The sequence below is a fragment of the Mesorhizobium sp. M1396 genome (genome assembly GCF_040317725.1).
GTDB lineage: Bacteria > Pseudomonadota > Alphaproteobacteria > Rhizobiales > Rhizobiaceae > Mesorhizobium.
Window position 1 is genome coordinate 18,347 of the sequence record NZ_JAMYLA010000069.1, and the last position, 11,876, is coordinate 30,222.

At 65.3% G+C, this 11,876-nt stretch carries 14 protein-coding genes; 5 read left to right on the plus strand and 9 right to left on the minus strand.

The features are described 5' to 3' along the window. Positions 1-136: 136 nt before the first annotated feature. Complete coding sequence (locus NKH02_RS30475; RefSeq protein ID WP_352883341.1) at positions 137-1,012, minus strand: LysR substrate-binding domain-containing protein; 876 nt, start codon at positions 1,010-1,012, stop codon at positions 137-139. Between the two features lie 147 nt (positions 1,013-1,159). Between NKH02_RS30475 and NKH02_RS30480 the strand changes: the two genes are divergently transcribed. Beyond that, on the plus strand, positions 1,160-1,375 hold the full coding sequence (locus tag NKH02_RS30480; protein ID WP_352871428.1) for a hypothetical protein: 216 nt from the start codon (positions 1,160-1,162) through the stop codon (positions 1,373-1,375). Between the two features lie 21 nt (positions 1,376-1,396). Next, complete coding sequence (locus tag NKH02_RS30485) at positions 1,397-2,146, plus strand: sulfite exporter TauE/SafE family protein (RefSeq protein WP_352883342.1); 750 nt, start codon at positions 1,397-1,399, stop codon at positions 2,144-2,146. Positions 2,147-2,170: 24 nt separating this feature from the next. On the opposite strand, the gene NKH02_RS30490 is transcribed toward NKH02_RS30485, so the two are convergent. From NKH02_RS30490 to NKH02_RS30500, 3 genes are all read right to left on the minus strand, one after another. Then, positions 2,171-2,665, minus strand: a complete 495-nt coding sequence (locus NKH02_RS30490; RefSeq protein ID WP_352883343.1) for a GNAT family N-acetyltransferase — start codon at positions 2,663-2,665, stop codon at positions 2,171-2,173. After that, a complete protein-coding gene (locus NKH02_RS30495) occupies positions 2,662-2,952 on the minus strand; it encodes a type II toxin-antitoxin system TacA family antitoxin (protein ID WP_352871431.1) in 291 nt (96 codons plus the stop codon). Before NKH02_RS30495 ends, NKH02_RS30490 begins: the two co-directional genes overlap by 4 nt. 84 nt (positions 2,953-3,036) lie before the next feature. Further along, a complete protein-coding gene (locus NKH02_RS30500) occupies positions 3,037-3,486 on the minus strand; it encodes a universal stress protein (protein WP_352883344.1) in 450 nt (149 codons plus the stop codon). 205 nt (positions 3,487-3,691) lie between these two features. On the opposite strand from NKH02_RS30500, the gene NKH02_RS30505 reads away from it, so the two are divergent. Beyond that, on the plus strand, positions 3,692-4,273 hold the full coding sequence (locus NKH02_RS30505) for a histidine phosphatase family protein (RefSeq protein ID WP_352883346.1): 582 nt from the start codon (positions 3,692-3,694) through the stop codon (positions 4,271-4,273). 282 nt (positions 4,274-4,555) lie between these two features. Here the strand turns inward: NKH02_RS30505 and NKH02_RS30510 are convergent, their stop codons facing one another. The 4 genes from NKH02_RS30510 to NKH02_RS30525 all read right to left on the minus strand — a co-directional run bounded on the left by NKH02_RS30510 (position 4,556) and on the right by NKH02_RS30525 (position 8,453). Continuing rightward, on the minus strand, positions 4,556-5,599 hold the full coding sequence (locus NKH02_RS30510) for an RNA polymerase subunit sigma-70 (protein ID WP_352883347.1): 1,044 nt from the start codon (positions 5,597-5,599) through the stop codon (positions 4,556-4,558). A 42-nt stretch (positions 5,600-5,641) separates the two neighbouring features. Then, a complete protein-coding gene (locus tag NKH02_RS30515) occupies positions 5,642-6,388 on the minus strand; it encodes an SDR family NAD(P)-dependent oxidoreductase (RefSeq protein ID WP_352883348.1) in 747 nt (248 codons plus the stop codon). A 150-nt stretch (positions 6,389-6,538) separates the two neighbouring features. Further along, a complete protein-coding gene (locus NKH02_RS30520; RefSeq protein ID WP_352883350.1) occupies positions 6,539-7,291 on the minus strand; it encodes a pseudouridine synthase in 753 nt (250 codons plus the stop codon). A 328-nt stretch (positions 7,292-7,619) separates the two neighbouring features. Then, a complete protein-coding gene (locus NKH02_RS30525; protein WP_352871438.1) occupies positions 7,620-8,453 on the minus strand; it encodes a helix-turn-helix transcriptional regulator in 834 nt (277 codons plus the stop codon). Between the two features lie 90 nt (positions 8,454-8,543). On the opposite strand from NKH02_RS30525, the gene NKH02_RS30530 reads away from it, so the two are divergent. Next, positions 8,544-9,434: an SDR family oxidoreductase gene (locus NKH02_RS30530; protein ID WP_352883349.1), complete on the plus strand. Its 891-nt coding sequence runs from the start codon at positions 8,544-8,546 to the stop codon at positions 9,432-9,434. Between the two features lie 75 nt (positions 9,435-9,509). Here the strand turns inward: NKH02_RS30530 and NKH02_RS30535 are convergent, their stop codons facing one another. Next, complete coding sequence (locus NKH02_RS30535; protein WP_352871440.1) at positions 9,510-10,208, minus strand: RibD family protein; 699 nt, start codon at positions 10,206-10,208, stop codon at positions 9,510-9,512. A gap of 465 nt (positions 10,209-10,673) precedes the next feature. Here NKH02_RS30535 and NKH02_RS30540 point away from each other — a divergent pair, with 465 nt between their 5' ends. Further along, positions 10,674-11,621, plus strand: a complete 948-nt coding sequence (locus NKH02_RS30540) for a substrate-binding domain-containing protein (RefSeq protein ID WP_352871441.1) — start codon at positions 10,674-10,676, stop codon at positions 11,619-11,621. Positions 11,622-11,876 lie beyond the last annotated feature (255 nt).

The following is an 11,876-nucleotide window of genomic DNA, read 5'->3' on the forward strand; positions in this document are numbered from 1 at the left end:
TTCATAAAAGGAAAAAACTTCGGCAATTTTTTTGCCAATGTGCAAACAAGCTACGTCACGAATTTTTGAAATGCAAGGCAATGATTCAGTGTTGATGGGGATGGCGGCGCCGCTGTGTGCGGTCACTGGTCCGACCTCAGACCAGCGTTGAGGCCAGCATTTTTGCCTGCGGCGTTAAATCGTCGAAGCGGCGGGCGCAGAGGTTGAGCTGGCGCGTCGCCCAGTCGTCGGTCAGCCGCAATGTGCGCAGCGTCCGCGCCGAACGGCGCGCCGCACTTTCCGGCACGACGGCGATGCCCGCACCTTGCGCGACCAGCCGGCAGACATTGTCGAGGCCGGGCACGCGGACGCGAAAATGCAGATGGCCGCCAAGGCGGGCGGCCTGGCGGGCGATGTGCTCCTGCAGCGCATGGCCGGTGCTGAGGCCAACGAAGGGTTCGCCGAGCACGTCGCTGAGACTGGCTGCACGCAAGCCTGGAAGGCCAGGCCAGTTCCGCGCGGCGATCACCATCAGCCGATCGATGAAGAACGGTTTCTGCTCGAGATGCGACAGACCGGCCCAGGTTGCGGCGATGCCGAGATCGGCCGTGCCGCTGGCCACGGCTTGCGCGATCTCGTGGCTGGGGCGCTCGTCGAGATCGATGTCGATCCCGGGGTGCGCGGCAAGGAAGGCAGGCAGGATGTCGCGCAGCAACTCGGCTGTGGCGGCGGTGTTGGCCATCAACCGCACGCGGGCGCGGAGACCCGTGGCATAGGCGGCGAGGTCGCCGGCCATCGCCTCGATCTGGTTCTGCACCGCCCTTGCATGGTGCAGCAGCGCCTGTCCGGCTGCCGTCGGCACCACGCCACGGCGGCGGCGCTCCAGCAGCGGCGCGCCGAGCCGCTGCTCCATGCCCTTGATGCGGGCGCTGGCCGACGCCAGGGCCAGCCCGGCAAGTTCGGCGCCATGGGTGATGCTGCCACGCTCGGCTACCAGCAGGAACAGCCGGAGATCGACCAGATCGAAGCGCATTTTTTTGCTCCTGCAAACGGTCCGGCGCCCCGGGGGAGGCGGTCGGTTCCTTGCGCCAGCCTTCGTTCTGGCCGAAGGCTGGCAGCGCAACTTCCACATTGTGATCGGCCGAGATCTTCGTCAAACAGTTTTGCGTAGAGGTCTGTGATGAGCGAACGAGCATCAGGCCGGTTCGGCCTACTTGAAGGCGCGGCGATTGCTCTGGCAATTGCGGTGGCCTGCTTTGCCATGGCGCGGGCGGAGCCCGGCTTGCAGAGATGCGCGGCGACGACTCCTGTCAGCCGCGATGCCGCGCCGGCAAAAGCCACACCCGAGGCCGCCAGCCCGGATGCCGACGCCACGGACATGCTGCTGCATGACTGATCCCGCCCTGAAGATGCCACCATGCTGAGCGCCGGCGTCCTCGCCTGGATCGGCGCCGTCTTCCTGACAGCCGGCTTCGTCAAGGGCGTCGTCGGCATGGGCTTGCCGACCGTGGCGATGGGATTGCTGGCGGTGACGATGCCGCCGGCGCAGGCCGCCGCTTTGCTTTTGATCCCGTCGCTGGTCACCAATCTCTGGCAATTGCTGGCCGGGCCATCCTTTGGCGGCCTGTGCAAGCGGCTGTGGACGATGACGGCCGGAATCGTGCTCGGCACCGTAGCCGGTGCCGGCCTGTTGACCGGCACGCATACGGGCGTGGCCTCGGCGGGGCTGGGCGCGGCGCTGGTGCTTTATGCGCTCGTCGGTCTCGCCAAGGCAGGCTTCATCACGCCGGTGCACCACGAAGTGTGGGCGTCGCCGCTGGCCGGCGTGGCGACCGGGTTGGTTACCGGCGTCACCGGCGTCTTCGTCATCCCGCCGGTGCCCTATCTGCAATCGCTGCGGCTGGACAAGGAGGACCTGATCCAGGCGCTCGGCCTGTCCTTCACCGTGTCGACGGCAGCGCTCGCCATCGGGCTGTTCAGGACCTGCGCTCTGGCGTCGCCGACGGCGCAACTGGCGGGGTCGATCCTAGCGCTGGCGCCGGCTCTGGCCGGCATGTTCGCCGGCCAGGCGCTGCGCCAGAAGATGAGCGTCGAGACCTTCCGCAAGATGTTCTTCGTCGGGATGCTGGCGCTGGGGGTATATCTTGTGGGCGAGGCTATGCGCTAGCGGACGCTTTGCAGCCCGCGATCGTCAGCTGAGACTCGCATTGAGATCGGCGAGCGTGACCATCAGCGTCAATGGCTCGACCAGAGAAGGCTCGAATCCGACAGCCAGATAGAAGGCTCGGGCGTCTTCGGATATGGCGTGCACCAATATGCCTCTGATTCCCAGTATCTCAGCGGCCTGGAGTATCCGTAGACCGGCATCCCTCACGAGCGCACGACCGATGCCTCGGCCATGATGTGCCTTGTCGACCGCCAACCTGCCCAGCACCGCAACCGGGATCGGATCGGGCATATTGCGCCGGAAGCGACCAGGAGCTTCGACCATCTTCACGCCGCCGCTGGCAATGGCGTAGTAGCCAACGACACGGTTGCCATCGCAGGTCACATAGGTACGGGATGCACCGCCCGCCTGATTGGTCCGGGCACGTTTTTTCAACCAATCGTCGAGTGAGGGTATGCCCGATAAAAATTCGCTGAGTTCGTGATGTTCCGCGATCGGAACCGGGGCCGACAGCGTCACGCAGCGTCCCATGGAGCGTTTGTCGTCATGGTGCGGCGCAACCGATCGTTCGATTGCGGCGGCGCGTCGAGACGGGTCAGAAACGCAGCGTAGACATCCGGCTCGACGGTGAACACGAGCCGGTTGAGCAACGCGTCCTCTGCGGCCCGTTGCGACGCTTCAAGCATGAAGTCGGTGCGATTCTTGCCGAGCAGTTCCGCTGCACGGTCGATCAGATTACGAACTTCCGGCTTGACGCGGATATTGAGCGGAACGCTCTTCGGCAGCGGATGATGTGACGGTGGCATGAATAGCTCCCTTCTTCGTCCAGACCATAGCAGACTGTAATGACATTGTCATTACAGTCGCGCGGCTGAGATTTGCGGACAGGTTTAGCGCACCACCAGAACCGGGATTTCGGTGTAGGACAGCACTTCCGCCGTTTGGCTTCCCAGAAGCAGCTTGCCCAGTCCGCGACGCCCGTGCGGGGCCATCACGATCAAGTCGCAGCCTCGAGCCTGCGACAGCTCCAGGATCGCCTCGGCGGGCCTCTTGTCCTCGACATGCACGACCTCTGCGGAGACGCCGGCCGCGTCCGCCGATGCCTTGCATTTGTCGAGAACCTCCTTGCCATATTTGCGCGCCTCTCCCTGGTAGGCGGCCAGTTCATCGCCCGCGGCAAAGCCGGCCATGGCGCCGCCCCAGGCGAAGACCGGGAATTGTTCGGAGACAGTGATGAAAGTGACGGCGGCACCAAGGCCGCTGGCCAGCGCCAGGCCGTGGGCAACGCCCCTGCCGGCCAGTTCCGATCCGTCGGTGGCAATGAGCAGATGTTTGTACATGATGATCTCGACCTGTTGAGCAAGGGCCGATGCCCTTGGGTGGCGTGAGCCTTGAAGCGGCTACCCCTGATATAGTTGCGGTATAGGGCTCCTCACAGGTCCAGCCTGACGCGGATCAAAGCCAGGCGACCACGCACTTTGTACCAACCGAATTCCCCTTTCCCATATCGTCCCCTAAGGTGCTCGCGACATCGAAAGGCATCTCATGAGCAGCGCGTTTCCCCAAATCCATCTGGTCCGGCATGGCGAGACGGCGTGGAGCCTTTCGGGGCGGCATACCGGCCGCACCGACATGCCGTTGACGCCCGCCGGCGAGGCCGCCGCGCGGGATGTCGCGGATCGGTTGAGGGGTCTGTCGTTCTCAGCCGTGTGGTCGAGCCCGTCGCAGCGCGCCTACAACACCAGCGTGCTGGCCGGCTTCGGTGCCGAGAGCGTCAAGCAGGACGATCTGCAGGAATGGGACTACGGCGCCTATGAGGGGCTGACAACAAAACAGATACTGGCCGAGCGGCCCGGCTGGACCGTGTTTCGCGACGGCTGTCCGCAAGGCGAGAGCGCGACCGATGTCGGCGCGCGGGCGGATGCGATCGTCAGACAGCTTCGTGAAGCTGGCGGCTCGATTCTGGTGTTTTCCAGCGCACATTTTTTGCGCGTGCTGACAGCACGTTGGCTCGGCTTGCCGCCCGAAGGCGGCGCGCTGTTCGTGCTCGACACGGCCAGCATCAGCGTGCTCGGCTACGAGCACGATCTGGGCGAACCGGTCATTCGGAAATGGAACCAGAAGTAGGGCGGCAGTAACGCCGGCTCGGCGCAACACGCCGTCGCTTCGTCATCCAAGGGCGGAGCAAGGGGCGTAGCGACGCAGCGCAGCCCCGGGGATCCATGCCGCGACTTCAAAGCGTTGCTACGGTGCAGAATTGTGTCCGCTGCATTTCACGGGTCTTCGCGACGGATATTCGCTCCTGCTCCGCCCCGTGGTTGGGGGATGCTTCGTCCAATTCCAAATGTCTCTACTTGTCGAACTTCCTGATCGCCTCGGCAGCTTTCTGTCAGGAGATGGATGCGATGATCATTTGTTCGGCTCGGGCCAGACGGGCGGCAGGCCGAAGGCGGCGAACAGGTCGGGACCGAGCGGACCAACATAAACAGTCAGCGAGGCGATCTGGCCGTCGGCCGGCTCGATGACATGCAGTGACTGCGCGCGCCACTCGGGATCCTGGTGGCGCCGCGCATAGATCGCGACGGAGGGCTGGCCGTTGGCCCTGGTGGCGACCGCATGGTAGCCGGAGAAATTGGCCCAGACAGTCTCGAAGAAAGTTCGGATCGCCCGGCGTCCCCGGTACCAGTCCAGCCATGGCGGCATGTGGTAGGTGGCGTCCTCGCGCAGCAATTCGACGAAGTCGTCGAGATTGGCGGCCTGCCAGGCCTGCATGTAGCGCTCGAGCAGCAGGCGCTCCTCGCGGTTGGGCCGATCGCGCTGCAGGGGTCGTCCTTGGGGATAGCGCGTCACCAGCGTTGCCCGGGCACGCTGCAGGGCGCTGTTGATTGAGGTGGTTGAGCCGCCCAGCAATTGCGCCGTCTCGAGCGCCGACCAGCCCAGGACATCGCAGAGCAAAAGGGCGGCGCGCTGCCTGGGCGGCAAAAGCTGGATCGCGGCGACGAAGGCAAGCTGCACGGCTTCGCGGGTCTCGTAGCGCGCTTCCGGACCGGGTTCGCCGTCGACGAGATCGGGCAGCTCGACGTCCGGGTAGGGCTCCAGCCATGCGAGCTCGGCGGCGGGTCCGCCGGCGGCGCGCCCCTCGGTCGGCGGCCGTCCGGGCGGTTCGAGAATGCGATACGCCGTGGATCTTGCCTTGATGGCGTTGAGGCAACTGTTGGTAGCGATCGTGTAGAGCCAGCCGCGCGGCGAACCGCGCCCGTCGAATTGCGAACGGCCGCGCCAGGCTTTCAGGAACGTCTCCTGGACGAGGTCGTCTGCCTCGTGCAGCGAACCCATCATCCGGTAGCAGTGCAGCTTGAGCTCGCGGCGGTGGGCCGTTGTCAGGCGCTCGAAGGCCAGCCGATCGAGGATCGGCTGGCCCAGCGGCTCAAGCGGGCCGGGAGCATCTGTCATAGCGAGCCTGCAGTGCTGATTTCGGCCGGCATCCTGCGCGCCTCATGCCGCCGCCGCAAGGCCGCTGCCGCTCACCGTGAAGGAGACGCCTTGCAGCCTGCCACCGGCGAGCGTGACCACGGCGCGCCCGACATCGGCCGGCGTCTGCACATCGGTCATGCTGGCCAGAAAATCCGCCGGGCTGATCCCGAGATAGGCCGAAACGCCTGTAATGCCGTGTTGGCCGACGCCGGTGCCGGCCATGATGCGCATCGGCACCAGCGCCATGAAGCGAAGGCCAAGGCCCAGCCGGTCGGCCTCCTTCTGGCTGTGGGCGGCAAGAAACATCTGCATGCGCTTGGCGCCGGAATAGCCGGCGGAATTCGGCGGCCCGCCGCTGAGCGCGGCGCCGCTGGAAATCAGCACTACGCGGCTGCCCGGCTTCAGCCTGCCCTGGAGTGCCGCCTTGCAGAACAGGAAGGATGCCTTGACGTCCATGTCCCAGTTGGCGGAAAAGTCCTCCCAGTTTTGTTCCGGGATAGGCGCTGATGGGGCCAGCGCGCCGGCGCAGATCACCAGCACGTCAGGCTGCAGCGCTGCGAACACCGCCTCGGGCGCCGTGTCCTGCGTGGCGTCGGCGGCAAGCGTCTTCACCCTGGGGTGCTCCCAGGACAGTTCCTGAAGGGGTTCCGTGCCACGGGCGACGGCGAGCACGGTCGCGCCCTCGCTCAACACCGTTTCGACGATGGCGCGGCCGACACCCCGGCTGCCTCCAACAACAACGACATTCTGACCTTGTAACGATCCCATGGATCACCTCGCTTTTGCGGCCCGGAGGATTCCGGTGCCTGTAGGTGAAGACAGCGGAGGTGGGTGGGAATCATCGGTGAGGTGCAAAAGTTTTTTCTGCGGCGCTCTCAAGAACCCACCGCCACAGAACGCTACCTTGAGCCCGTTCGCTTACCCGCTCAGCAGCGCGAGTTCCTCCGGCGTTAGATGCCGCGCGCTCCCCTTGGCGAGATCGCCAAGCTGCAGGCGGCCGATGGCGATGCGGATCAGGCGCAGCACCTCGATGCCATGCGCCGCGAGCAGGCGGCGGATGTGGCGGTTGCGGCCTTCGTCGAGCACGATCTCCAGCCAGGCGGTGCGGCCACCGCTGCGCAAAAGCTCGATCGAACTGGCGGTCAGGGTCTCGCGGTCGACGGTCACGCCCGCGCGGAACTTGTCCAGCATCGCCTCATCCGGCACCGTGCCGATCTGCACGTGGTAGGTCTTGGGCAAATGCGAGGCCGGATCCATCAGCCGGTTCGCAAATTGTGTGTCGTTGGTCATCAACAGCAGGCCTTCGCTGGCCTTGTCGAGGCGGCCGACCGGCGAGACGAAGGGTAAATCGAGCCCTTCGAGGCAGGCATAGACGGTGTCTCGCTGTTGCGGGTCGTCGCGGGTGGTGACCAGCCCGCGCGGCTTGTTGAGGATGAGATAGACCTTGCGCTCGGCAACAATTTGCTCACCGTCGACGACGATGCGGTCGCGGTTGAGGTCGACGCGCAGTGAGGCATTGCGCACCACCTTGCCGCCGACGCGCACGCGGCCTTCCGCGATCAGCACCTCGGCCTGCGTGCGCGAGCACAGGCCGAGCTTCGACAGCGCGCGGTTTAGGCTGACGCCGGACGCCGCCTGCCTGCCGCTTGGTGGTGTCCGCCGTGGTGTCATGGTGCCGTCTGTGTTGGTGGAGCCGACAGATGCCACGGGCCGCGATGGCTTCGCAAGCCGTGCTGCTGCCTTCGTGCGCAGGGCATGAAGCAGGTGACGGCATCCGCACCGCCTGGAGCGGCGATATTGTCGCCGCCGCTCCCGCGATAGTCTGCACCGCATGAGTGAGTCTGCCGCGCCGATCATCAAGACAATCGTCATCGCCGCCGCGCCGGCCAGCGTCTGGCATGCCAATCTCTACTGGGGCCGACCTTGCAGATCCTGAAGGCGGTCTGCGAGCGCGCTTGAGGGCGGCGGGCGTCATCGCGGCGGATGGGTCATCCTGCCCTTACTCTTTGGGGTGTCGGGCGAGAGCCAGCGCGCGAATACGGTCGGCGACGGCGCTGTCGACCGGGTTGTAGACGGTCAGGCTCAAATCCGGCCGGCCGTCGACCGCGAACCCCGAATATTCCAGCTCGATATCGCCGAGTTCCGGGTGCTTCAGGCGCTTTGTCCCGTCGCCGTGGCTGAGCACGTCGTTTTCGCGCCACAGCGCGGCAAACTCGGGGCTGACGCTGCAAAGCTCGTCGACGAGCTGGGCGACCTCTGAGACCGCGCCGGCGCGGGCCGCATCGGCGCGGAACGCTCCCACCACGAAACGGGCGAGGCCTTCCCAATCGTGCTGCTTGGCACGGATGACAGGGCTGCGGAACATGAAGCGCAGGATGTTGCGCTGGCCGGCGGGCAGGGCGCTGTAGTCGGTCAGCACGACCTGCGCGGCGCGGTTCCAGGCAACGACATCCCAGGTGGCGGTCTTGATCAAAGCGGGGCTGGCATCGAGCGTGTCGATGAGGCGCTGCAGCCGGGGGCTGACGCCCTCGACGCCCCTGTAGCGGACCTCGGGCGGGCGCCCCAGCCCGAGCATGAAAAGATGTTCGCGTTCCGCCTCGGTCAGCAGCAGGCCCTTGGCGATGCGGTTGAGGACATCGGCCGAGGGCGCACCGCCTCGGCCCTGTTCCAGCCAGGTGTACCAGGTCGGGCTGATGTTGGCGCGCTGGGCGACCTCTTCGCGGCGCAGCCCCGGCGTGCGTCGGCGCCCCGAGAAGCCGAAGGACGCCGGATCGAGCCGGGTGCGCCGGTCTTTCAGGAACGCTGCCAGTGAGCCGGCGGAATTGGAGGGCATCCTGTTAGCCGTTATACCATGATAAGGTCACTACTTTAATAGAATAATAGACCAGCAATATTACGCAGGCAACTGTGCAGGAGATTTTGCATGCGTATCTTTCTCACCGGCGCGACCGGTTTCATCGGGTCGGGGATTGTTCCCGAACTCATCAAGGCGGGCCACCAGGTGGTCGGCGTGACCCGGTCCGACGCCGGCGCCGAGGCGCTTGCCGCAGCCGGCGCCGAAGTGCATCGCGGAACCCTCGAGGATCCCGAGGGCTTGCGCGACGGCGCGGCTAGGGCGGAGGCCGTGATCCATACGGCGTTCGACCATGATTTTTCGCGGTTTGCCGACAACTGCGAAAAGGACAAGCGCGTCATCGCGGCACTCGGCGCCGCACTCGCCGGATCCGACCGGCCGCTGGTGATCACCTCCGGCGTCGGCATGGGCAGCCCCGGACACGGCCATTTGGCCAGCGAGGACGTCTTCAACACCAGCCATCCCAATCCGCGCATCGCGTCGGAACTGGCCGGCAATGCCTTGCTGGAGGCAGGCGTCAATGTGTCGGTGGTGCGGCTGCCGCAGGTCCACAACCCGGTCAAACAGGGCCTCATCTCGCCGCTTATCGAGATCGCGCGTCAGAAGGGCGTCTCGGCCTATGTCGGCGAAGGCCGCAATCGCTTCTCCGCGGGCCATCTCCTCGACGCGGCGCGCCTCTATCGTCTCGCCGTGGAAAAGCGGCAGCCCGGCGCGCGCTATCACGCCGTCGGCGAGGAAGGCGTCGAGGTGCGCGAGATCGCCGCGACGGTTGGCCGGGGCCTGAAATTGCCGGTCGTTTCGATACCGCCGGAAAAGGCGGCGGAGCATTTCGGCTGGATGGGGATGTTCGCGTCCATGGATCTGCCGGCCTCCAGCCAGCTGACCCAGGCTCGGCTCGGCTGGCATCCGACCGGCCCGACGCTGATCGCCGATCTCGAAGCCATGCAATACGCCGCCTGACGGGCTGAAGCCTCGGCGACAAGGCTGGCGAGATACGGCTGGTAACAGTCAGGTTACCGGCCGTTTTGCGAGCGCTCAACCAGGCGTGACGGCGTAGCGCAGATGGACGACCCCATGCGTCAGCGCCTCGCAGCTCTTCAGGGACAACTGCGTCTTGCCCGCCAGGCCGCTCTCGCCGAACTCGACGAAACCCTGGTTTGCCGCGCGCCCGTCGAGCGCCGGCGCGACGAGAAGGCTCAACTCATCGACGAGCCCTGCCGCGAGGAAAGAACCGTTGATGCCGGCACCGCCCTCGAGCAGCAGCCTGCGGATGCCGAATTCGCGGCCGAGAACCTCGACCATCGCCGAGAGATCGATGTCGGCGGTTTCCGCGACGACATAGGACACGCCGTCGGCGGCGAGCTCGGCCAGATGGCTGTCCGCGACGTCACGCCCGAGCAGCACCACGACATGGTCGCCGCCGATGTCGGGTTTGGAAAAGTGAAGCCTGCCCGAGGTATCGAGCGCCACGGCATAAATGCCCGCACCGGCCCGCGCGAAATGATAGGGCCGGTCGACCTTGCCGGCATTGGCCGGCGGATGCGCGACGGCCTTGCTCATCTCGGCCATGGTGACGCGGCCGACGATCCAGGCGTCGCCCGCGAGGTCATTGTGGATATGCTCATAGAGGCTCGACCATTCGGCCAGGGTGCCGTCGGGGCTCCTGGTGTAGCGGCTCGGGTGGAGGCTGCCGTCAAGGGATGCCAGCATATGGCAGATGATTTGCGGCTTCATGCAATTCTCCAAATCGTGGGCTTTGAAAGTTTAGGCCGTGTTGTCGTGCATATCGTTCTCCCAAAACCGGTGCCACTACTGGGCGATCCGCATTGTCCAGAAATAGTGCCGGACCCAGGGAATGGAAGCCAGGCGCGCCGATCATGCGAGACGGCCGCCACGCGGTGTTGGGGCAGCGCACCGGAGCCGATCGGCGAAGGGCAGGAAGCCCGCAATTCAAAAATCCGACAATTCCGATAAGTTGCCCGGCAGCTCTGTTATATCGATGTTGCACAAATGATTGACCCTGGGCTAGCATCCCCGCGCAGGCGTCGGTGGGAGGCTCTTTTTTACAGCGGCGGCCAGCTGGAGCGGCATGCGTTTTCGGGCGCAGGGAGGATGCTCCAACACTTTGAACCGACGCATGATCCTTCCTGAAACCGATCCCGGTTTTCGGGGGCGTGCGTTCTTGTGGAGGAGGATCCCATGAACAGACGCGAATTCCTGCTGTCGTCCGCGGCCTTTGGCGCCATGATGCTTGCCGCACCCTCGGTGTTTGCGCAGGACAAGCTCACCATCCTGGGCTCGGTGCCCAATCTCGGCTTTCCGTTCTTCGTGCACATGCTGAACGAGATCAAGGCGGAAGCCGCCGCGCAGGGCGTCAATTTGACCGAAAGCGACGGCCAGAACTCGGCCACCAAGCAGACCGCCGACATCGAGGCCGCCCTGGTGCAGAAGGTCAACGCCATCGTCATCTCGCCGCTCGACGTCAACGCGCTGGCGCCGGCGATCGAGGAAGCGGTCAAGGCCGGCGTTCCCGTGGTGACGATCGACCGCCGCGTCGACGGTGTCGAGGGTATTCTGGCCCATGTTGGCGCCGACAACGTCAAGGGCGGCGAGGCCGAAGCCCAGGCTATGGTGGCGGCGTTCCCCAACGGCGCCAAGATCTTCCATCTGCAGGGCCAGCCGGGTGCCGGCCCGGCGATCGACCGCAACAAGGGCGTGCACAATGTGCTCGATCCCCTGAAGGACAAGTACCAGATCGTCTTCGAGCAGACCGCCAATTTCGCCCGCGCCGAGGCGCTGTCGGTGACCGAGGCGGGGCTCGCCGCCAACGGCAAGCCGGACGCCATCGTCTGCGCCAATGACGATATGGCGCTGGGCGCCATGGAGGCCTGCGCGGCGCGCAACTTCACCGACGTCAAGATCTACGGCTTCGATGCGCTTCCCGAGGCGCTGGTCGCGGTGCGTGACGGCAAACTTGCCGGCACCGTCGAGCAATTCCCCGGCGAGCAGTCGCGCACGGCGGTCCGCATCGCGGTGGCGTTCGCCAAGGACAAGACCGAGCCCAAGGAGAAGCTGGTGCTGCTGACGCCGATCGTCATCGGCAAGGACAATCTCGACAAGGCGGAGCGGATTGGCGAGACGAAGTAGAACTTGGCGGGGATCGGCCGATTCGCAAAGCCGGCGGGACAGCACCCCCCTCTGTCCTGCCGGACATCTCCCCCGCAAGGGGGGAGATCGGCTGTTTGTTCTGCTTTCGCCAAATCTTCAACGCTGCAAGGAAGAGCGCCACAAATGACGCTGCCAATCTCCCCCCTTGCGGGCAGGGCTGTCCGGGGAAAGTTTTGAGTGAATCGAAATGCCGCATGTGCATGCCCCGTAAAACGGGGTTTGTCCGTCTTCTCT

What these genes read in the sequence shown, in the direction of transcription:
- NKH02_RS30475 (WP_352883341.1), bottom strand. Translation starts at nt 1,012, where the DNA reads ATGCGCTTCGATCTGGTCGATCTCCGGCTGTTCCTGCTGGTAGCCGAG.
- NKH02_RS30480 (WP_352871428.1), top strand. Translation starts at nt 1,160, where the DNA reads ATGAGCGAACGAGCATCAGGCCGGTTCGGCCTACTTGAAGGCGCGGCG.
- NKH02_RS30485 (WP_352883342.1), top strand. Translation starts at nt 1,397, where the DNA reads ATGCTGAGCGCCGGCGTCCTCGCCTGGATCGGCGCCGTCTTCCTGACA.
- NKH02_RS30495 (WP_352871431.1), bottom strand. Translation starts at nt 2,952, where the DNA reads ATGCCACCGTCACATCATCCGCTGCCGAAGAGCGTTCCGCTCAATATC.
- NKH02_RS30500 (WP_352883344.1), bottom strand. Translation starts at nt 3,486, where the DNA reads ATGTACAAACATCTGCTCATTGCCACCGACGGATCGGAACTGGCCGGC.
- NKH02_RS30505 (WP_352883346.1), top strand. Translation starts at nt 3,692, where the DNA reads ATGAGCAGCGCGTTTCCCCAAATCCATCTGGTCCGGCATGGCGAGACG.
- NKH02_RS30510 (WP_352883347.1), bottom strand. Translation starts at nt 5,599, where the DNA reads ATGACAGATGCTCCCGGCCCGCTTGAGCCGCTGGGCCAGCCGATCCTC.
- NKH02_RS30515 (WP_352883348.1), bottom strand. Translation starts at nt 6,388, where the DNA reads ATGGGATCGTTACAAGGTCAGAATGTCGTTGTTGTTGGAGGCAGCCGG.
- NKH02_RS30520 (WP_352883350.1), bottom strand. Translation starts at nt 7,291, where the DNA reads ATGACACCACGGCGGACACCACCAAGCGGCAGGCAGGCGGCGTCCGGC.
- NKH02_RS30525 (WP_352871438.1), bottom strand. Translation starts at nt 8,453, where the DNA reads ATGCCCTCCAATTCCGCCGGCTCACTGGCAGCGTTCCTGAAAGACCGG.
- NKH02_RS30530 (WP_352883349.1), top strand. Translation starts at nt 8,544, where the DNA reads ATGCGTATCTTTCTCACCGGCGCGACCGGTTTCATCGGGTCGGGGATT.
- NKH02_RS30535 (WP_352871440.1), bottom strand. Translation starts at nt 10,208, where the DNA reads ATGAAGCCGCAAATCATCTGCCATATGCTGGCATCCCTTGACGGCAGC.
- NKH02_RS30540 (WP_352871441.1), top strand. Translation starts at nt 10,674, where the DNA reads ATGAACAGACGCGAATTCCTGCTGTCGTCCGCGGCCTTTGGCGCCATG.